Annotated in this window: 20 protein-coding genes; 18 read left to right on the forward strand and 2 right to left on the reverse strand. The window is 43.9% G+C overall.

Features of this window, described 5'->3' with window-relative positions; genetic code table 11:
* Nucleotides 1-4: 4 nt before the first annotated feature.
* On the reverse strand, nucleotides 5-1,504 hold the full coding sequence (locus tag WJU16_RS02705) for an AAA family ATPase (RefSeq protein WP_341836788.1): 1,500 nt from the start codon (nucleotides 1,502-1,504) through the stop codon (nucleotides 5-7).
* Between the two features lie 380 nt (nucleotides 1,505-1,884).
* Here WJU16_RS02705 and WJU16_RS02710 point away from each other — a divergent pair, with 380 nt between their 5' ends.
* Complete coding sequence (locus WJU16_RS02710) at nucleotides 1,885-2,352, forward strand: JAB domain-containing protein (protein ID WP_341836789.1); 468 nt, start codon at nucleotides 1,885-1,887, stop codon at nucleotides 2,350-2,352.
* A gap of 85 nt (nucleotides 2,353-2,437) precedes the next feature.
* Here the strand turns inward: WJU16_RS02710 and WJU16_RS02715 are convergent, their stop codons facing one another.
* The gene (locus WJU16_RS02715) at nucleotides 2,438-2,704 is read right to left on the reverse strand and encodes a hypothetical protein (protein ID WP_341836790.1); all 267 of its coding nucleotides are present in this window, start codon (nucleotides 2,702-2,704) and stop codon (nucleotides 2,438-2,440) included.
* Nucleotides 2,705-2,873: 169 nt separating this feature from the next.
* Between WJU16_RS02715 and WJU16_RS02720 the strand changes: the two genes are divergently transcribed.
* The 17 genes from WJU16_RS02720 (at nucleotide 2,874) to WJU16_RS02800 (ending at nucleotide 20,062) form a co-directional block, all read left to right on the forward strand.
* Nucleotides 2,874-3,161: a hypothetical protein gene (locus WJU16_RS02720; protein ID WP_341836791.1), complete on the forward strand. Its 288-nt coding sequence runs from the start codon at nucleotides 2,874-2,876 to the stop codon at nucleotides 3,159-3,161.
* A 45-nt stretch (nucleotides 3,162-3,206) separates the two neighbouring features.
* Nucleotides 3,207-3,926: a hypothetical protein gene (locus tag WJU16_RS02725; protein ID WP_341836792.1), complete on the forward strand. Its 720-nt coding sequence runs from the start codon at nucleotides 3,207-3,209 to the stop codon at nucleotides 3,924-3,926.
* 24 nt (nucleotides 3,927-3,950) lie between these two features.
* A complete protein-coding gene (locus tag WJU16_RS02730) occupies nucleotides 3,951-4,664 on the forward strand; it encodes a hypothetical protein (protein WP_341836793.1) in 714 nt (237 codons plus the stop codon).
* A gap of 66 nt (nucleotides 4,665-4,730) precedes the next feature.
* Complete coding sequence (locus WJU16_RS02735; protein WP_341836794.1) at nucleotides 4,731-5,558, forward strand: site-specific DNA-methyltransferase; 828 nt, start codon at nucleotides 4,731-4,733, stop codon at nucleotides 5,556-5,558.
* A 32-nt stretch (nucleotides 5,559-5,590) separates the two neighbouring features.
* Entirely contained in the window at nucleotides 5,591-6,109 is a 519-nt protein-coding gene (locus WJU16_RS02740; protein ID WP_341836795.1) for a hypothetical protein, read from the forward strand.
* A 64-nt stretch (nucleotides 6,110-6,173) separates the two neighbouring features.
* Complete coding sequence (locus WJU16_RS02745) at nucleotides 6,174-6,479, forward strand: hypothetical protein (RefSeq protein ID WP_341836796.1); 306 nt, start codon at nucleotides 6,174-6,176, stop codon at nucleotides 6,477-6,479.
* A 217-nt stretch (nucleotides 6,480-6,696) separates the two neighbouring features.
* The gene (mobC, locus tag WJU16_RS02750) at nucleotides 6,697-7,101 is read left to right on the forward strand and encodes a plasmid mobilization relaxosome protein MobC (protein WP_341836797.1); all 405 of its coding nucleotides are present in this window, start codon (nucleotides 6,697-6,699) and stop codon (nucleotides 7,099-7,101) included.
* A complete protein-coding gene (locus tag WJU16_RS02755) occupies nucleotides 7,086-8,585 on the forward strand; it encodes a relaxase/mobilization nuclease domain-containing protein (protein ID WP_341836798.1) in 1,500 nt (499 codons plus the stop codon). Before mobC ends, WJU16_RS02755 begins: the two co-directional genes overlap by 16 nt.
* Before the next feature lie 37 nt (nucleotides 8,586-8,622).
* Nucleotides 8,623-9,258 (forward strand): YWFCY domain-containing protein, encoded by a 636-nt coding sequence (locus WJU16_RS02760; RefSeq protein ID WP_341836799.1) that lies wholly within the window; start codon nucleotides 8,623-8,625, stop codon nucleotides 9,256-9,258.
* 81 nt (nucleotides 9,259-9,339) lie between these two features.
* Nucleotides 9,340-10,641 carry a type IV secretory system conjugative DNA transfer family protein gene (locus tag WJU16_RS02765; protein ID WP_341836800.1) on the forward strand — a complete coding sequence of 434 codons (1,302 nt, stop codon included), beginning with the start codon at nucleotides 9,340-9,342 and terminating at the stop codon, nucleotides 10,639-10,641.
* Between the two features lie 168 nt (nucleotides 10,642-10,809).
* Nucleotides 10,810-11,238 carry a hypothetical protein gene (locus WJU16_RS02770; RefSeq protein WP_341836801.1) on the forward strand — a complete coding sequence of 143 codons (429 nt, stop codon included), beginning with the start codon at nucleotides 10,810-10,812 and terminating at the stop codon, nucleotides 11,236-11,238.
* Nucleotides 11,239-11,342: 104 nt separating this feature from the next.
* A complete protein-coding gene (locus tag WJU16_RS02775) occupies nucleotides 11,343-11,948 on the forward strand; it encodes a hypothetical protein (protein ID WP_341836802.1) in 606 nt (201 codons plus the stop codon).
* Between the two features lie 348 nt (nucleotides 11,949-12,296).
* Complete coding sequence (locus tag WJU16_RS02780; protein ID WP_341836803.1) at nucleotides 12,297-12,797, forward strand: RteC domain-containing protein; 501 nt, start codon at nucleotides 12,297-12,299, stop codon at nucleotides 12,795-12,797.
* 138 nt (nucleotides 12,798-12,935) lie between these two features.
* Nucleotides 12,936-13,439 carry a hypothetical protein gene (locus WJU16_RS02785; protein WP_341836804.1) on the forward strand — a complete coding sequence of 168 codons (504 nt, stop codon included), beginning with the start codon at nucleotides 12,936-12,938 and terminating at the stop codon, nucleotides 13,437-13,439.
* A gap of 190 nt (nucleotides 13,440-13,629) precedes the next feature.
* The gene (locus tag WJU16_RS02790; protein WP_404980273.1) at nucleotides 13,630-13,980 is read left to right on the forward strand and encodes a DUF4134 domain-containing protein; all 351 of its coding nucleotides are present in this window, start codon (nucleotides 13,630-13,632) and stop codon (nucleotides 13,978-13,980) included.
* Between the two features lie 188 nt (nucleotides 13,981-14,168).
* Complete coding sequence (locus WJU16_RS02795; RefSeq protein ID WP_341836805.1) at nucleotides 14,169-14,582, forward strand: hypothetical protein; 414 nt, start codon at nucleotides 14,169-14,171, stop codon at nucleotides 14,580-14,582.
* A gap of 2 nt (nucleotides 14,583-14,584) precedes the next feature.
* Nucleotides 14,585-20,062: a helicase-related protein gene (locus tag WJU16_RS02800; RefSeq protein WP_341836806.1), complete on the forward strand. Its 5,478-nt coding sequence runs from the start codon at nucleotides 14,585-14,587 to the stop codon at nucleotides 20,060-20,062.

Genomic DNA, 20,062 nt, shown 5'->3' on the forward strand with positions numbered 1-20,062 from the left:
CCTTCTAATGTTCTTCTAACTCAGGTCTTTTTCCATCTAACCAATCATGAACCGGTTGAACAATTTGTGCCCATTCCGGACATTTTCTTAAAATGTCCACCAACCTGGTAAGGCCATTTTCTCTGGAAACACCCATCCTCTCGATAATTTCATTAAAATACAAATGCCCATCCTCTACGTGCTCAATTTCTCTTGCCGCACTTACCCATTCAAGCTCTTCATCACTCAAATTCCTATCATCAAGCGCACAGATCAAACCATGATAGTAATGTTCTGGCTTACGATTCGGTGGAATGTCAAACTGAGTAATTTTAACTAACGCTTCAGCTCTTTGCTGGTCATTTTCATCTGTAGTCCCTGTAAGAGCTTTTCCAATCCGTGTAATCTTCTCCTCATCTGTTCTGTACTCATCGCCATCCAATACAAAAAGCATTTTATCCTTATTATCCGTCCTTCTTAAATATGTTGCAGCAACGGCTGTGAAACAGTTAGTAGCAGCCCCAAACTTTGTTGTTTCGATGAAACGGCTCATTTTCAATCCAGCGGCCACCTTATTTGCAATTGCCTCCGCCAAATCATCTTCAATGAATATTTCAAGTGGTCTAAGATGCCGTCCAGTTAAACGATGCAATGCATCCGGCTTGGTTTCGTTAAAGCAAAGTGTATTAGTATTTGTTTGAAGTAAGTGCCTGTAGTTAATGAATGGAAGATCCAAAATAGAATGTGCATGTGTTGTAAATACTACCTGAAGATTCTTCCTCCGCGCAATCCTATCAATAATTTCAAGCAATTTGACTAATGCATCCTGGTGCATTAACACATCAATCTCTTCAATTAATACTAAAGAGCTATTGGGGGCTTTAAGTATTTCCGAAAGAATATATATTATACGTTGTTCGCCAGCACCCATAAACAAGGAAGAATACTCCACATTATTATGTTGAAGAGTAATATAATTCTTCCCATAGGCATTACTGGTGTGAAGTGCCTGGTATTGCCTGTTCATTATCACTCCTGCGTATCTTCGTATTTCAACCTCATGAGCAATTGGCACACGGGCCGCATTGAACGCTATCCGCGTTTTTTTAGTCTCCTTTTCAATCTCAGGTACTGCCGAACGCATACCTATGAAAGTTACCGCCCTTTCTGGCCGCCGTTCCTTTTTTGGCACCCAGCGGTCAACAGCTTTTCTAAAATGTGTTTGAACATTTGGGTGGGCTGTGGGTCCGTCAGAATAACTATGGGTGATTGAAAAATTACTACCCGCCCAAATAGAGTGAGAAGTTGGAGTAAAGAATATCTGAAATTGGTAATTTATCAATCCGGGGATATTCATAGGTGGTCTATAAACACATGCCAATGCATGTAATACAGTGGATTTGCCGACCCCATTTAACCCCATTATAGCTGTAAGATTGTTTCCGTCAAATCCAATCTCAACATTCCGTAGTCCTTTCAGTTGATCTATATTTATTTTTTTTAATACCTGACTATGTATTGGCATGCAGTCATATAATGTTTACCGTTAATTAAGATAACACCTACAATTTCCGCAATTTCAATTATTTATAGAAATTGGCACATGTGGAAAATGCGCATTCTCCTGATATAATATTGATAATCAATTATTCTAATGTGGATAAGTAATTGCGGCTGCCAGAGATTTTCTGTATGTGATCGAAATGAATGTCTATTAGATCATGAGCACAGGCTCTTTTTATACGACTATCTTGCACCTGCATATAATTAAATTACCACAAGATACTACCTGCCAAAATAGGATACCAGCAAGGGCTTTCGCGGCTTATGCTCCCTTTGGTCCGCTAACTTCCACGAACCCTTGCCGGTATCGGCAGATAGTTACTCCTGCAGAAATTTAATTATATGCAGGAACAATCTAATGTAATAAACATCGTATCAGAAATCTCAGTGACTTTCACTCCTTCTCTCCCTCCTTCTCAGTGCCCAAAAATATCATCACCGAAGGAAGCGCATGATCTTTTCAGATCCAATTGGAATATGGACACCTTCTACCTTCAGGAAGAATTGAAAGTCATGTTCCTTGATCATTCGCTGCATGTCATGGGCATTATGACAATCTGCACTGGCAGCAAAACCACCTGTAACTGTGACTTACCTAAACTATTCGGTGCAGCTCTGAAAGCATCTTGCACAAAGTTCATACTTGCACACAATCACCCTTCTGGCTGCATGAAGGCAAGCACTGCTGATATTAACCTTACAAAAAAGGTGACTGAGGGATGCCGACTTCTTGATCTGCAGTTATTGGATCATCAGATTTTGGGAGACGATGGCTATCTCTCAATGGCTGATGAAGGGCTACTCCTGTAGTCCTTTACCAACACTCAGCTACAGGAATTGAATTACAAGTCACTCATATATGACTTTCACAATCTTCAATGGTTGCCATTAAATACTAAAGCATTTCTTCAAACAGTCGAACTTTACAGCGACGCCATATTATAATAATCTGAAGAATACGTTTTGCAACCAACAGGGAGCATCCGACAATCATAATTGTAATTCCAATAGCAATAACGTGGTCTTGAGTTAACCACAGAAAAATCACTGCAACTAGAATGGCGAGCATCCCCCACATTAGGCTCATTATTTTATTCGTAATAAGCCGAGCATAGTGTTTCTGAATTAACTCTTGTATAGCATTAAATTCCAGCTTATCCATAGTAAACATATTGATGTCCAAGGTCGCATATTCAAAATTTTCTCCAATCTAAATCGTTAACCACCCGTTAAGTCATTCACTTTTCATGCATATATTTTCTCCACATGGCAAGACCTGTCAAATCCCGCCTATTGTTGTGCCCATATTTGTATCGTAATGAAATTGATCGATGGCAAATAACTTATTCAATCCAATTGGCTACTTGACATATGATATGAGGCCGAAAGACAGTAAGATATCGCTTGCTGCAGAAACAACTATTTACTCATTGGCACATGCAGATAAACTTTTTGAGATACTGAGTGCCAACGAAGGAAATATGGTTTATGCAAATTTCAAACTACTTGATCTCGATAGAAAACAAATCGTAAAAGAATATAAAGTTGTCGCTCAAAAGAAACTAAAAACCCCACAACGCAGGATCACACCACCAAACAAAAGGGGCAACAAGCTATAGCTTTCCAACTTGCCAACCCCAAATACTCAGTTTAAAACTTTGCTGATGGAAAAAATAGCGATTAATGGCATTGAATACTACGCCGACATAGACGGTATGCTGTTTCAAAATTGCGTAAACCCAAGCGACATTATTCGGGTCGATGTTCTTCTTGATAAAAGCAGTCATTATGAGATGTTATACATCGAAAATGGTATATCAACCGCCGTTAAAGTCCCCCAGTTCGTTCAAGCTGACCCTGAAGGTATGAGATCAAAATATGGGCTGGCACAAAACGATCCACTACCATCATGCGACGCTGATTTCAGATGCCGGCAGGACTTACTAGAAAACAGGCTAAACAACCACATGCGAACGATTCTTCAGATTGACAAGTGGAAATATAAAGCCGACGGTTTTTCTGGCACAATCAGGCCGTGCTTTACAACTGGGCAACATCCAGCCTTTCTGATTAATGATTTCGAAACCACCGATACCGGATTCCGTATCTACATCGACCAATCGAACGGATTTATCATACCACGAAAAAGTATTGGTGAAAAAGGAAACTTCATCTATGCAGACTTACCGGACCTCTATGTATTGGATCCAATTGGAACCTGTCAAAACTCTGGCGAAGATCACAGTTTTTTTACGCAGCGCTTTCCTGTTAGGGAGCAGATCACGATCACCAAAACCGGATCATTCAAATTTGTGGCTATGCCAAAAAAGCTGAGAACCAGACATCAAATACCAATTACGGCCAGGCGTCGCGGTATAAAATAAATCCGGAATTCAATCCTATCAAATATGGAAATACACCAACTTCACAATACGACTTTCATGGTCGATTCAGACTCCATGGTTTTCCGATACGGCAAACAGTTCAAGAAATGCTTAAGGGCGGATCACATGAACATAACACCGAATGGTTATGAGGCCACTCAAGAATTCAGGGGCAAAACTTTCCCATTCTTTGTGGAACTTGACCCGAACGGCATGAGAAAGCGTTTCTCACTTGCTATAGACGAGAAACTGCCCAAAACCGACCAGGAATTACGATGCAACCCCGACCTCATCCTAGAACGGATTAAATTCGGCAAGCACCCAACTATTACTGTAGGTGAATGGATATACTATGCCAACATCAGGATTTGGCAGCTTGAACTTCAAATGAACCCGAAGACAGGCTATGACTGGGAACCTATTTCACTTGATGACGTAAGCCAATATGATTATGGTTTCAAATTTTACATTGATGCCCGCAACGGAATGCTGTTGGACGATTGGGAAATTATGGATAAAAAACACGCCATCCTTGTTGAAATACCGATCGCTGCAGCAATGGATCCAGTTGGATGGGCGCGCCTTAACAATGAGCCCGACCTAAAATATATTGACCAACATCCCATCCGCTATAATATTGAAGCGCGTTACGGACCCTATTATAGCCATAAATTGTACCCTAAGCCAGTAGCCAGACGCGCACCAACTGCAACCAACAAGCGCACAAAAAAGCAATAACATCTTTCCCGTGTTCACTCCAAAACTCATCCAAAAAGAGTTATCCATCTTTTAAATATCCATTTCATGATACCACTACCCTTCCTCAATCAGGTGATTGAAGGTGACTGCTTGCAGATCATGCACGGTTGGCCACCTAACTGCATTGACATGGTGCTTTGTGATCCACCTTTTGGATTTACTCAAAATACATGGGACCAATGCATCGATTTAACCTATCTCTGGCAGATTCTGGCAAGGATCGTCAAACCATCCGGTGCCATCCTTCTTTTTGGTCAAGGTAGTTTTACAGCTGAATTAATTCTAAGTAACCGGGAGCAGTTCAGATATAAAATAGTTTGGATTAAATCAAAAGCCACCAATTTTTTAAACAGACTCAAACAGCCATTAAGAAAACATGAAGATATATGTGTCTTTTATAAGGAGCAGGCTACGTTCAACCCACAAATGGGCCGCGGAAAATCATACCAGGTTCACCGCAAAGGGTTCAAAAAAGAAACATATGGTGACTTCAACAGCCACACCTCTTCCAGTGATGGCCAAAGATATCCAACGGATGTGATCCTCTACGAAAGTTACGACTTTATCTATAGTCGGACCTGTGAACACACAAACGATGGATTCTATCATCCCACGCAAAAACCTGTAGAACTTGGAAGCAGTTTGGTGAGAACGTATAGTAACCCTGGAGATACAATTCTGGATTTTGCGTGCGGCAGCGGCTCCTTTCTTGTTGCCGCAGCGATAGAAAACCGCCAGTTCATCGGCATTGAACTGAACAAGAACATTACAAAAAATGGACTGCCGGTAGACCTCATTGAAGTCTGCCGACAACGTCTAAAAATATTCAAGCAACGTTCCTATTCTGAATTCCTATGGACACCCTTCCATTAAAACGCATTGTCAATAAGTAAAATCTCCAACATATGCTCCAATATGAAAAAGGCCAGCCGTATCCGGACAATCGCTATATGGGCGTGAAAGATGGCAGTGTTATCGAAGTTTTGGACACAACATTTAATGTATTGTTCTTTATTGATAAGCCCACCAGATCAGAACGCGAAGGCTTTAATAACGGAAAACTATCCTATGGTATTTACCAGGAAAAGCATGTTCCTTTCATTACATTGGAGCTTCCCCACTTGGAATTTGACGCTTCTTTCAATATAAAGAATTGTACAGACCCAAACGAAATACAGAAGTGGCTTGACAGTAGCGATAATGCTATGGCCCTGTTCCTAATAGACGCAGACAGCTACCTTATCCAGGAAATGCGGCTCATAGGATTGAATCATGATTTTACGAAAGACCTCCGAGAAATTCTTCGGGACCAGAATAGACATTATAATGATCGACATGAAGTGGATACGGAAATCCGGTCAATTCAGCGTCGGACTTCTCTGAAACAAATGGTCCAGCAATCCCGAAAATATCGTCATAGATAGGCATCATTGCTTTGCAAGCATCAATGTAAAAATTAAATTTAAACGCACAACTAAATTAATAGTTATGGCTCATTTTAAACGTAAATGCCTCGTACTTTCTTCCGGAAAACAAATCAAAATGACCGGAGCTGCGCTGTGCATTCTTCCCAGTTTGGAAATCGGGGAAGGCTTTACCAATAGCATTTTTGGTCTCAATGAAATGGTGACGGAAAACAATAAAGCCACCTCACAACTCTCCAACCCCTACCAGCTTTCGCCCGCTGACATTCACGAGATCGCCCATCTTCATATCCGATACTGGCTGGATTTGATTGAAGCCGTCAGCGAATCAGGCACAAAAGACGCCTCCATTTTCCGGAAAAAAGAATGAATTCTGGCTCCTGCCAACAAGACGTGATAACCACTGCTCCCTGGAATGTTCGGTGCCGGTTCGGCCGGCCTTCTATGAATTTCAGGATAGGCACACCTGCTTCGCGGTGTCCAGCAAGATGTGTTGTTGTGCCCAACAACGGTTAAAAAGCCTCCGTAGTCGGCTTTTGTTTTCGGTCAGACATGCCTGTCATATTGGCAATTATTAATACTTATTCATGGGTAGGCAGAAGACGCCAGATGAGAAAGCGCTTAAACACGGGGTAAAAACCCGCGTTGATGACGCCACTATGAAAAAATTGCAATCACTGCTCGCCTGTAGCCGGCATCGCAATGTCTCGGAGCTGCTGCGTCAAATCCTGATGGAGAAACCTATCGCGATCTACACTGTTGACCACTCAGCAGGAGCAGCTATCGAGGAGCTATCACGTGTCCGCAAACAGATTGATAAAATCGGCGTAAACATTAATCAGGTCGTGCGCGATTTTCACGCTTCCACGTCTGCAACCATCAAGTTTACCCTTGCGCAGGAACTTGCTGGTCTACAAGACGAAATAAACATCACCCTTAAACAAATGGAGCCCCACATCCAGGTACTTACCCGGATATGGTTGCAAGAATAATTTTTGGCAAGCAGGTGGGGAAAGCCATCAGGTACAATGAAAATAAAGTGCAGGAAAAAATTGCCACCTGCCTCCAAGCAAACGGTATCGGATGGAATGATACTACCCTCAGCGCCCAGGCGAAAGAACGTTTCTTTCAGGATTTAACCAGCAGGAACCAGGGAGCCAACACCAATGCACTTCACATCAGCCTGAACTTCCATCCTTCAGAAAAGGACCGCCTGACTGATAATTTACTTCAGGAAATCGTCGCCAGGTACATGGAGGGAATAGGATTTGGCGATCAACCATTTCTTGTGTATCGCCACACCGATACCCATCATCCACATGTGCATATAGTCACTACCAATATCAGATATGATGGCACCCAGATCAATACACAGTGGATACGGCAGAGGAAGTCTGAACCCACCCGGATGTTCCTGGAAAAAGAATACGGCCTTATTCCGGCATCTGGCAGAGTAGTTGACACTTTGCTACCTTTTCAGGCGCTTGAAGATCCTGCAATGGAGTATGGTGAATCAGAGCTAAAGGCCAAAATCAGCAATATCGTAAGAGACGTCGTCAATACTTATCAGTTTACCAGCCTGCAGGAGTTCAATGCGATCCTGGAACAATATAATGTGTATGCAGACGGCGGCGCGCCCAATTCAAAACTCGATCTTACGGAAGGCTTGGTTTTCTGGGAAATGAACCGGTTCCGTGAAAAACTTGGGAAGGGCATTAAAGCCAGTATAATATACGGCAAGCCTACAAAGGAAAAACTCACGGAACTCTATGAGATAAAAAAATCCAGAAGATCAAAGTTCAAAGCTCGTCTCGTCAGGGTGGTCGATGATGCTATAGCTGCCGCCCGAAACCAGGAACAGTTTGCCGAATTGCTTGCTACAGCAAAAGTGCAAGTCAAGTTCCACTTAACTGAAAAAGGAGATCCATTCGGCATCACCTTTATTGATAATCTTACTAGGTGTGTATTCAAAGGAAGTGATTTAAAAAAAGGGTACAGCGCAAAGAAAATTCTCGAAAAGATCACCTCCACCGTTAATGAGCAACAGCAGTATAATTTCCTTTTACTGCAAAAAGTTCTGGGCAGTACAGACTTTGCCAATAAACCTGAAACCATACTTCGGTCCTGGCGCCGCCAGGGACTTAAGCTGGTGAAGATTCAGCAAAAAAGTTCTACCAAATATCTGGCAGGTTATTACAGCCTCCCACCGGAAAGTTTCACCGCTCTACCGGAAACTGTTCAAAAATGGTTGCGCTCCCACGAGCCCAACATGATTGATAATTCTACATCAGGAAAGACGAAATCAGTATTTAACAATGCCGATTTCATGCTGGAAGTCCCCGCCTCCTTCCTCTCCCTTTTGGAACAACATACAGCCAGCTATGGATTCCTACTGGATCCAGTATATGCTCATTCTTCCATGCCAAGGGAACTCTTACAGGAAGCTAGAAAAAAGAAGAAAAAGAAACGCAGATAACGCATCTGTCACTCATCACCACCTAAACCCACTATGTATGAACACAGGAGAAAACGAACAAGGACTTCGGACGGTTACTGACCTGATCCGTAAGGGCAGCATCATTATGTTGGCTATTCATTGCTATTTTTTTTGTTATCAGGCCTTCTTTGAATGGGGACTTACCGCAAAGATTTCGGATAAAGTACTGGATGGTTTTTCCCCTTACCAGGTATTCAATAATATCCATTTATCCAAACTATTTGTGCTGATATTACTATTCCTTTCAGCGCTCGGCAGCAAAGGAAAAAAGGATGAAAAAATTAATAAAGGAGCTGTCATCTCTTTGCTCATTTGTGGATGCGTATTGTTTTTCGGATCGACAATTTTCATCTATTTATCGATGCCCTCCAAGGTTACCGCGGTTTGGTACATGATTTTCACTACAACTGGATTTTTCCTGTGTCTTAGCGGCGGAGCCCGTCTTAGCCGGCTGGTTAAGATCAAACTCAGAAAAGATATATTCAATCTGGAAAACGAATCATTTCCACAAGATGAAGTATTACGATTCAATGAATATTCAATAAACATACCTGCCGTCTACCGTTGGAAAGGTAAGATGCGTTCATCATTTATTAATATCATCAATCCTTTCCGGGCATGCCTCATTACGGGTGTGCCCGGATCCCGATGATAGAAAAAAAGAAAGAAATAAGGAAAAAGTTACTTCGTCGTCCGGCATATCATCACGCAGAGTATTGAAAAGGGGTATACGATGTTCTGTTACGATTTTAAGTTACCGGACCTATCTATCATCGTATATAATGCATTACTTAAAAACAAACACAAATATGCAAAGGAGCCTTCCTTCTATGTCATAAATTTTGATGATCTCTCACACAGCCATCGCTGCAACCCGCTAGATCCTCGGATGATGTCCGACATTACCGATGCCGCTGAATCCAGCCGAAGTATCCTGATAGGTCTCAATAAGCAGTGGGCCAGTAAGGTTGGGGATTTTTTTGTGGAGTCTCCAATAAACTTCCTAACAGCTGTTATCTGGTTTCTTCGTGAATATGAAGGCGGAAAGTATTGCACCCTCCCACATGTAATAGAACTTTTATCGGTTGATTACCGGGATTTGTTCCCGATTTTAGGCACGGTAGAAACCCTCTCGACCTATCTCTCACCGTTCCTAACGGCATACCTTAACCGAGCTATGGAACAGTTAGAGGGACAGATTGCTTCTGCTAAGATTGGCCTTGCCCGGTTATCTTCTCCTCAGCTTTATTATGTGCTCAGTGGTGACGACTTCACCCTTGATCTCAACAATCCAGATGACCCGAAAATTATCTGCTGCGGAAATAATCCGCTGAAGATTCAGACATATGGGGCTGTACTTTCCCTTTATGCCAACAGGATGTTGAAGCTAGTAAACCGAAAGGGACAACTGAAGTCATCCCTTATCTTCGACGAATACCCTACTGTCTATCTACCCCTTGATACCTGCGTGGCAACTGCGAGGAGCAATCTCGTATCGGTTACGATAGCAGTTCAATCGGTCGAACAACTTCGAAAGGATTATGGCAAAGAGCAGGCGGAAGTAATCACATCCATTTGCGGCAATATTATCTCCGGGCAAAGCACCGGCGATACTGCGAAGCTCGTTTCGGAAAGAATTGGCAAGATCGTTCAGGAACGGGAAAGCGTTTCGATTAACAGAACGGACACTTCCTTCTCGCGTAACACTCAACTTGATTTTGCAGTACCCTCATCGAGGATATCGATGCTCACAAGCGGAGAGGTAGCCGGATTGGTGGCAGATAATCCGGACGAAGTCATTGAACATAAAGCTTTCCACTGCAGCATTCAGAACGACCATGCTGCCATAAAACTGGAAACAGATAATTATAAACCTTTGCCGAAAATCCGCGATGTAAGCCCCTTAGAAGTACATAATAACTACATCAGAATTAAGAACGACATCGTCGATATTGTTACTTCTACTATCGATCGCATAAAAGGTGACCCCAACCTTGCGCACCTGCTTATTGTCGACGAAGAAGATAACAAATGATTAGAACTGCATAGTACATTGATTATTAATAGATTTCATTACAATAACACTAACGGTAATCAGCAGAGGGGAAAAATTCAACGGTGCGTTATATTTTTTCGTAATTTAATAGTACCCTCTGCTGATTCATGCCCTAACAGTACGTTACCTATCGAAAAAACCTTACTTATGATAGAACACATGGTAAACATGAATGAGATGCTACGGGCTCAGCTCCAATACACTCAATCTGATACTTCCTCTCACAACACCTCCACTGATGGTATTTCTGACTATCAAAGCCTAAAGGAAAAAATCACAAAAATACTTTCCGGAGAATTCACTGGCAACTTACAGGCATTTTGCGATGCTTTATCGGGATCTGTCAATAAAATATGTACAGAACTGTATAGCTTATATCTTTCAGCGGTTCAAAGTAAAGATCGGACGTCCAAAAAAGATCAACTTCATTTTTATAGGAATTTATCCAGCCAAATGGAAGAACTCATCTGGCTTATTAGCGTCTTATCACCAGCAAACCTTAGTGAGGATAACATCGTTCCCCTATCAATCTACCTGCCACAAAGATCACAACTCCGGAAAAAAACCGTAGCTTAAAAAAGCTACTACCGCATCTGGATGCCCATGCAAAACCCATTATCGAAATTGTACAATCAGCTGTTTACCATCAGCTCAGGCCGGGCAATGCTGTAAGCTACCGAATGCTTAATTATATAGATGAACTTCTGGACACCATTTTTGGAGCGGAAGAAAATTCGCCAGGAACTGACATCAACTACCGCCTTCACATTAAGCTCATCGCTTACAATTTCAACCATCCCAAATACATCGCTTACTGCAATGGCATGCTTGAAGAAAAATTCAATGATCTACCGGAATCAGAAAAAATAGTGAAATATAGCTGGTATGAAAAGGAACTCAGAAGAATTATACCCGTACCTAACAAGGCATTTTTCACCCACCTCCCTGCTGCCCAACAGTCCTTGCAGATATATGTTACAGAGGAAATAACTTACCTAAAGTTACTTACTGCCATCCCAACTTCATCCAACACCGATAAGATACGCCTGAACCTGGGCGTAAGTGAAGCCAGTCTACTTTTATTAGGTCTTTCTGAAAATGCCGTGGTCGATGAACCGAACTGGTTACGATTTGCTCATAAAATATCCCGATTCTTTTCTACAGTGGGCGCAGAACACATATCACCCGAAAGTGTTAGATCGAATGGTTTCCGCCACAAACCCCAGACGGTAGTATCCCTCATCAATAAACTTTTAGCCGTCATAACCTGGTTACGCAGTAAGTAACTCCTTCACTAACACATTGCTTTTCAACAGGACGAAGGGTACCGGTACCCGTTACTCTCGGAAGGCGCCGACGTTTGATGCTTCTTGCATCAAATGAAGCGTTATGACAGTAGAAAACGACATCCAATTTCCTAGTCTACCAGAAAATGATATGCCGAATGCAGACGTACTTTCCCTGCAGGCATATACCGACAAGGCCTCCCTCACCTTGAACAACCTGCTCAATCAACGATCGCAAGTTAGAGGCGTCGAGCAACAGCTATCACTATTCAAAAAGATATACCCTACCGCTTTCGCAGCAATGCTTGCCGGTCGAAAAGCAATCGACTTCATTGTATTTCTTCCCCCGTGGACCAGCAAAGACAATATATTGCCGATACCCTCCATGAAATCACTGCATACCGTCGACAGCATCCAGAGGCGTATCGCTACTTCACCCTCTCCAGCACTACACAGGATGAACAATTGTTTATTCCACCTACCAATGGAGCACCGATGTTCTTATATGACTGGATGGTTCCTCACCTGCCGTTTACGCCCTATACATTTCACTTTGCCAACTTTCTGGCTGGCAAATGGCTTACTGACTGGATTGAACAATACTTTACGCACCCACCTTCACTCCAACAACGCCACGCACCGCTCAAATGGACAGGAACTCTGGCTGCATTAACCGAAATGATCTATGCACTAAACGAAATGGGTGTTTTAGGGTCAGGCAGGCAGGAAATAAATAAGGTAAAAGTCGCCTTCGAAAAGTTCTTCAACACATCTATCGGAAATATTTACAAAAGCTATGAGCACAATAGGATCAGAAAAAAAGCCGAACGCCATTTCTTGATGCCATGAAAGCCGCGCTGACACGCAGGATGGAGGAAGATGATGAAAACGCATTGTAAATTCTTTTTGCCACATGGAGAGAAGTGGTAAAAATCGCTTTTCTGCAAATGCATATTTGCATTATAACAATGACACTAAATCTTCTTTATGACATCATTTATTCTTCTCACCTTCTCCTGGAGCCACTTCGCGCTCATTTCAAGTCTGGCCTGCTTTGGCTGGATCGCATGGACCTTCAAAGATGAAATTCTTGGCAAAGGGCCTCCGCCATCCACATCCGGAGCCAAACGCATCTGGACGGTTGAAGAGAAAAAGCCCCAGACATCCAATCAAATACCTGCCATCGCCACTGCTGATGACAATTTAGAAAACAATCTGGATGAGGGAGATGAGGACATGACCGATGAAGATGACGAATTCCTTAGAATGGAAAAAATGATTATTGCAATCGAGAATTTAGTATCAGATCATAAGGCAACACCGGAGAAAGAATTACTCATCGCAGCACTACAACCGCTGTTCCTCAGTAACGAATCATTGAAAGTAAATCCGTTTCGACTTGCTATCCATAATTATCTATCGAAGATCTCCCTTAAAGAACTGGGCATTGCGTTTACAGACCAGGAAATGAATCAGCTCTGGATAGCTTAATCACACACCAACCATATTAATAGGGTACCTCAGCCCTACCAACGACCAACCACAGGCCAACAGCCTCTTTTCTAACATAAGTGCATGAGCTTTGGTTGCCCATGGTGAAAGCATCTCGCTTTTGTCAGCGCCGCTACGTGGGGTATGCGGCAGGCAACCAACTCATGCCACTACCTCAAGCAATTTACCGATGAAAAGAATATTCAAGCATTTTAAGGCACCCAAAAGACCCGAAACCTTCTACTACGCCTTCTTCTTACTGTACGGGTTCCTGGTTATGACGACCTCCGTAGACGTGTTCGCACAGAGTGGCATTACAGGACTACAAAATGCCACTAATGAAGTCACTAAGTATTTCGACCATGGCACCAAACTCATGTATGCCATCGGGGCAATCGTGGGAATTGTAGGCGCGATCAAGGTTTTTAACAAATTTAATTCGGGGGATAACGACACTGGCAAAGTAGCCAGTGCGTGGCTGGGAAGCTGCATCTTCCTGATCGTAGTTTCAGCGATCCTCCGTGGTTTCTTTATCGGTTAAGGTTCTTCCTCCATACGCACAATCGGACAGTCACATGCAACCTGCAGATGTTTCTACATCAGCAGCCTTTAATTCAGCCAAGGTTAACGCGCTGGCCGGTGCAACCGCCCTGCACCGCCAGCCTTAACCAATTCATTTACCAATATGACAATATGAAAGCTACACTGAATCAAATCATACACCGGCGCATGACCGACCACTATCCGGAAAAACTGCTGGAAATGCAGCAAGGCGGAGAATATAGCGGCTTCCTGCAACATATGAGTGAACTCATCTGGTCCAACTGGTACCTGGCTACCCAGGGAGAAGACATCTCCGTCGGATTGGAATTGGTCCGCGAAACATTACTACGCTTGTATGGAGCCAGTGCTTTTGATTATGTAGAAACGCTACTGTGCACTCATTTCTCTCAATGGCACCAGGCGCTTGCCGAAGGAGGAATTCTCCGCTATGAAATCATCAACATTCTGCAACTCTCTTCAGTGCTCTGGCAACAGTTCCCCCTCCATTTTGATGAAGAACCTAACCCTATGCTTACCACCGGCCTGCTCGATATCATCCGAGCTATTCGCATCCCCTCCTATCAACTTACGATTAAATAGCTATGTCTTTCATTCAATTACATAGAATCAAAGATAACATCGAGGCACTCAAAGCTGCCGGAGAAATTCTTTCTGGAAAGGAAGCCGATAAAGACATGATCACTTCACTTTCTGAATATCACGGATTCGGCGGCATCAACTATTTATTAAAGGATGCGCCGCCCAACAGCAAGATAGAGGCCGCCCTGCGCCAATTGCGAGAGCTAATCGGTGAGCAGTTCCCCAACGACATTGAGCAGGTTCAAGAAAGCCTCGAAGCCAGCCTGCTAACCGCCTTTTACACCCCACCCTATATTCCAAAGGCCTTATATAAGTCCTTATCCGACTGTGGCATCTTTCCTAAAAGTATACTCGATCCTGCCGCAGGTAATGGCATCTTCCTGACCGAAGCATTCAAGGAATATCCTTCTCTTGAATCCTATACCGCGATTGAAAAAGACATTCTTACTGGCAATATTCTAAAAGCATACGCTACCACCTGGCCAGCGAATGGCACCGTACTGGTCTCAGGACTGGAGCAGGTATCTTCTCAGGATTTTGAGAAATACGATCTGGCCGCCACCAATATTCCATTTGGCCCACTTCAGATATTTGATCCAGAAGTGGATACCGTCTATAAATCCCGCATCCATCTCTACTTTTTCGGCAAAACACTCCAGCTCGTCAATGAGGGCGGCCTAATTGCCTTTGTCGTTACGGAAAATTTCCTCAACTCCCCTGGCAATGCCGACGCCCGTAAGCAGGTGCTGCTATCCTCTGATTTTATCGCGCTGGCTGCACTTCCGCACAACCTGATGGAAGACTATAGCGGTACAGCGGTAGGGACACATCTGCTTGTTTTGCAGAAAAGAGATGGGAAAAAGCTACTCTCTGAAATGGAGGAAGACCTGGTACAAACTATCCTGATCCAAAATCCGGCAGGTGACTTTCATAAGAATAAGTATCTACACCAGCATCCGGAACTTTGTATTGCACACGAAAGAGGAGTTGGCCTGAATCTTTATGGAAAACCATCTGAAATTTTAAAATATAACGGACGCCTGGAAACGATAACGGGTCCGCTCACGGAAGTGCTCTCCATCCAAATTGCAGAAAACTATCAGCAGCGCTTGCAGCGAACGTTTCCCCCGAATATCACGCAAAAGCCAAATCAGATTCGGCCTTCGCTGGTAAAACTGCCGATGCCGCCAGTTTCTGAATTAAAGAACACCGTGCAGCTCGGACTTTTCGATAACGCTCCGGAAGAGCATAATTCAAAAGCACTTTCTTATATAAAGGACAAAGACCTGGACAAAGTGGCCAGGGAAACCGTATCCATTATTGGCACCATCCAAACCACAGACGACCCAGATCATGATACAATCGTTGTACTGAAAGGGCGCACCGCCACATCCAAACTTTTCATTTATAAAATCGCCGCAAATGCTGAAGGCATTAAAACATCCAACAGCTGGATCACCGGAAGTGCACTACTATCTGCCTTACAAGCCATAAAAAACCAATTGGCGGAATTTGACCACCAATACCGATTTATCGGCGACCAGACATTTAAAGATATTTTTCAATACGAACATCGCCAATCACTCAAAGATCTGCCCCCGTTTTATAAAGCAGGAACTTTCATTGTGCAAGATGGTAAGGCTGGCACCATCAGTGACATCAACGACGATAAGCACACAGGGTATTTCAATCCCCTGCTGATTTCTGAAAAAGACAGGATCTTTTTACAAAGCTATTGCAAGGTCCGCGACGCTTTCCACTTACTGTTTGAAACTGAGAGAGCAGAGCAACAACCCCAGCCTGAACTACGCAAATCCCTTGTTGCCGCCTACCAGGCTTTTTCTCAAAGTCATGGTCAATTCAACCTCGCCATCAATCGGAAAAGGATTCTGGAATATGATCAGGGTTTGGGTTTTGTCAGCTTATCAGCGGTGGAACGCAGAACAGATCAGGGATACACCACCAGCGACCTTTTTGATAGACCATTACTAGGCATTAACCATGCGGATCTTACGCTCACCGATCCCGTTTCTGCTTTGGCTTACACCCTGCAGCAAATCGGGAAGATCGATATTGATCGCATTGCTGCCACCTGTAACCTTACGGAAGAAGAATGCCTGGCCGCCCTTAAAGGAAAGATCTACTTCGATCCGACAACTGAGGCATGGCAGACAGCTTCTCGATACCTCAGTGGTAACGTTGCTGTTAAGATGCAGACTGCCCGGGAGGCGCTAAACAAAGACCCCAACAACACCTACCTTCAGGAGAGCCTGCACGCCATCGAGCAAGTCCAACCTGCGCCTATTCCCTTCGAGCTACTAGATTTCAATCTCGGAGAACGATGGATGCCTACTGAATTCCTCTCCCGGTTTGCTTCCTCTTATTTCCAAACCGAGACCAAGGTTGAATATTTTGCCAGTTCGGATCGTTACGTAGTACAACCCGCTGCTAAGAATGCAAACATTACAGAACTTTTCTCCGTCACTTCCAAAGACGGGACCCATATGCAGGGGCATATCTTGATGGAGAATGCCCTGGAAAACACCACGCCTCAATTCACCTACAAAGCCGAACGACATGGCAACAACGTCAGGCTGCCGGACACAGAAACAAACCTGTTGGCAGAGGAGAAGATCAGTACCATGCGTAAAGCATTTGAAAAATGGATTAAACAAGTCCCTGATGCTGATAAGGAACTATTGGAAAACCTTTACAATAGTAAATTCAATAATTCGGTACTGCGTAAATATGACGGAAGCCATCTGACATTTCCCGATCTCGACTATGCAAGTTTACAAATAAAAGAATTACGGCCTAACCAGCGCGACGGCGTTTGGCGTATCATTGAAGATCATGGCGGCCTGATGGATCATGATATGGGTTCCGGCAAAACACTCACTGCCATCGTGGCGTCCTATGAGATGCGCAGAATGGCACTGGTCAAAAAGCCTATGATCATCAGCATCAAAGATGCAGTACCGGCTATTGCTGAAACATACCGTAGAGCTTACCCCAATGCCCGTCTACTCTATCCTGGTAAAGATGACTTTACACCCGCCAAAAGGGCTGCGATTTTTAACTCCATCAAACATAATGACTGGGACTGCATCATTTTAACCCATGATCAGTTTATGAAGATAAAACCTCCCATGAAAATTCAGGAGCAGATTATCGGTGAGGAACTCGACAGCGTTGAACAAGATTTAGCAGTAGTCGAAAAGATGGGCGGAGAAATTACGCTCCGGATGAAAAAGGGGCTGATAGAAAGACAAATGAATCTGGCAGCCCGTCTAAAAACTGTCCAACACGATCTTAATGAATCCCGGGATCCCTTCACTTTTGATGAGCTGGGCCTTGACTACATATTCGTAGATGAATCCCATCATTTCAAAAACCTGATGTTCACCACCCGGCATACCGGGGTAGCAGGATTAGGTAACCCCTCCGGCTCGCAAAAGGCCATGAACCTGCTCTTTACCGTTAGATACCTCCAAAACCTCTATGGTAAAGACCTCTGTGCCACGTTCCTGAGCGGCACGCCCATTTCCAATTCGTTGACAGAAATGTACCTCATCTTTAAATATCTGCGGCCGCGTATGCTGGAAAATACAGGCATGTCCAGCTTTGATGCATGGGCGGCGGTATTCACGAAGAAGTCGGTGGATTTTGAATTTTCGGTGGCCGGTAATATCCAGCCCAAAGAGCGTTTCCGGTATTTCATTAAGCTTCCGGAGCTCTGTAAAATCTACAGTGAGATTACTGATTACAAATCTGCCGAAATGATCGGCTTGGACAGGCCAGCTGCGGAAGAAATCCTCATTGAAATCCCACCTACCCCTGATCAGGCCGCCTTCATTGACAACCTTATCGCCTTTGCAAAAGGAGGTCATCCCAGCCTTGTTGGACTCGGTTACTTAACAGAAAAGCAGGAAAAAGCCAGAATGCTGCTGGCTACCAACCTCGCTCAAAAAATGAGCGTGGATATGCGTCTGATTGGCCCGAGGTACAAAGCAGATCCCGGCAACAAGGTCAATACAGCTGCTGACCTTATCTCAAAAACATATATTGATTCCAACGCCCACAGAGGCGTCCAGCTAATCATGTGTGATATCGGAACCCCTTCTTCAGATGTTTTTAACGTATATCAGGATCTGAAAAATGTGCTTGTTGAGCAATACGGTATTCCAGCTGCAGAAATCACCTTTGTTCACGACTGGCCATCGCATCAAAGGCTTACCTATGAACGACGGGTCAACAATGGTGAATTCCGGGTGGTACTCGGATCCACCAGCAAAGGTGGAACCGGTATCAATATTCAGGAGCGCATCGTTGCCATATACAATCTGGATATTCCATGGCGGCCACCAGACCTGGATCAGCGTCGCACCCGCGGCTCACGGCCCGGCAACTGGGTAGCTAAACTACATTTCAATAATAAAATCAAATTCTACATCCTGGCAGTTGCACGCTCATTGGATGCCTATAAATTCAATGTGCTTAAGAACAAAGCTATCGTAATACATCAGGCCAGGAGCGGCCAGGTAGTGGAACGCTCCTTTGACGAGGGCGCCATCGACGAAAACTCAGGCATGAACTTCGCAGAATACGTTGCTATCCTGTCCGGGGATAATAAACTGCTGCAGAAAGCCAAGGCAGAGAAACGTATCGCGCAACTGGAAACGCTTAGAGCCGCCTCTCTTAAAGAATCTGCACAGGCGCGATGGGACAGTAAATATCACCATGACGCCATTGAAAATAGCACGGCGGTTATTGCCTTGCTGGAAAAAGACCTTCAGCTTTTTAAAAGCAACATCCAGCTAGAAAGCAATCAACGCACCCGTGTTAATAATATTCAACTACATGAATGCCCCTCTGAACCTGAAAAGGTGGCCGTATACCTTGCTGACCTCATCAAAAATGCCAAAGCGCCCAAAGGGCAGGAATACCTGCAGAAGATCGGAATGCAATGTGGCTTTGAATTATACCTAAGAATTACGGATAAAGACGCTCGATACTTTTTAGCCAAAAGTCCTTTATCAAATATAACATACACCTATAACCGAGGCCTACTGGAAGACACCAGCAACCTAGCCATGCAGGCACGTCACTTTTTGTTCGCGCTGGATTCCATCGAAGAAAATCTGCATCGTGAAAGAAAAGCACTTGCTAACAGCAAAGAGAAATACAAAGCATTAAAAGCAATAACTGAGCGAGGATTCGACCATGATGAGGAGATCGAAGAGCTCCGACGTATCGTTCAGGAACTTGCTGCAGAGATTGCAGCTTCTATTGAACCTAAAGCCAGGGATGGTCCGTTGGAGGCAACTCCTGTGCAGATCCTTCCCAACGAAAATACCCCCACTACAGCCGTTGCAGAATCCCCCACTCCACTTCGTCTGCCACCCGTCGCTGACTCTTCTTCTTCCCACCCACGCTCCCGTGTTCCGGTATCAAACCGCTTCACGCCGAGAAGAAAATAA

The sequence above is a fragment of the Chitinophaga pollutisoli genome, from assembly GCF_038396755.1.
GTDB classification, from domain to species: Bacteria; Bacteroidota; Bacteroidia; order Chitinophagales; family Chitinophagaceae; genus Chitinophaga; species Chitinophaga pollutisoli.

What these genes read in the sequence shown, in the direction of transcription:
- WJU16_RS02705 (WP_341836788.1), bottom strand. Translation starts at nt 1,504, where the DNA reads ATGCCAATACATAGTCAGGTATTAAAAAAAATAAATATAGATCAACTG.
- WJU16_RS02710 (WP_341836789.1), top strand. Translation starts at nt 1,885, where the DNA reads ATGCAGGAACAATCTAATGTAATAAACATCGTATCAGAAATCTCAGTG.
- WJU16_RS02715 (WP_341836790.1), bottom strand. Translation starts at nt 2,704, where the DNA reads ATGGATAAGCTGGAATTTAATGCTATACAAGAGTTAATTCAGAAACAC.
- WJU16_RS02720 (WP_341836791.1), top strand. Translation starts at nt 2,874, where the DNA reads ATGGCAAATAACTTATTCAATCCAATTGGCTACTTGACATATGATATG.
- WJU16_RS02725 (WP_341836792.1), top strand. Translation starts at nt 3,207, where the DNA reads ATGGAAAAAATAGCGATTAATGGCATTGAATACTACGCCGACATAGAC.
- WJU16_RS02730 (WP_341836793.1), top strand. Translation starts at nt 3,951, where the DNA reads ATGGAAATACACCAACTTCACAATACGACTTTCATGGTCGATTCAGAC.
- WJU16_RS02735 (WP_341836794.1), top strand. Translation starts at nt 4,731, where the DNA reads ATGATACCACTACCCTTCCTCAATCAGGTGATTGAAGGTGACTGCTTG.
- WJU16_RS02740 (WP_341836795.1), top strand. Translation starts at nt 5,591, where the DNA reads ATGCTCCAATATGAAAAAGGCCAGCCGTATCCGGACAATCGCTATATG.
- WJU16_RS02745 (WP_341836796.1), top strand. Translation starts at nt 6,174, where the DNA reads ATGGCTCATTTTAAACGTAAATGCCTCGTACTTTCTTCCGGAAAACAA.
- mobC (WP_341836797.1), top strand. Translation starts at nt 6,697, where the DNA reads ATGGGTAGGCAGAAGACGCCAGATGAGAAAGCGCTTAAACACGGGGTA.
- WJU16_RS02755 (WP_341836798.1), top strand. Translation starts at nt 7,086, where the DNA reads ATGGTTGCAAGAATAATTTTTGGCAAGCAGGTGGGGAAAGCCATCAGG.
- WJU16_RS02760 (WP_341836799.1), top strand. Translation starts at nt 8,623, where the DNA reads ATGAACACAGGAGAAAACGAACAAGGACTTCGGACGGTTACTGACCTG.
- WJU16_RS02765 (WP_341836800.1), top strand. Translation starts at nt 9,340, where the DNA reads ATGTTCTGTTACGATTTTAAGTTACCGGACCTATCTATCATCGTATAT.
- WJU16_RS02770 (WP_341836801.1), top strand. Translation starts at nt 10,810, where the DNA reads ATGATAGAACACATGGTAAACATGAATGAGATGCTACGGGCTCAGCTC.
- WJU16_RS02775 (WP_341836802.1), top strand. Translation starts at nt 11,343, where the DNA reads ATGCTTAATTATATAGATGAACTTCTGGACACCATTTTTGGAGCGGAA.
- WJU16_RS02785 (WP_341836804.1), top strand. Translation starts at nt 12,936, where the DNA reads ATGACATCATTTATTCTTCTCACCTTCTCCTGGAGCCACTTCGCGCTC.
- WJU16_RS02790 (WP_404980273.1), top strand. Translation starts at nt 13,630, where the DNA reads ATGAAAAGAATATTCAAGCATTTTAAGGCACCCAAAAGACCCGAAACC.
- WJU16_RS02795 (WP_341836805.1), top strand. Translation starts at nt 14,169, where the DNA reads ATGACCGACCACTATCCGGAAAAACTGCTGGAAATGCAGCAAGGCGGA.
- WJU16_RS02800 (WP_341836806.1), top strand. Translation starts at nt 14,585, where the DNA reads ATGTCTTTCATTCAATTACATAGAATCAAAGATAACATCGAGGCACTC.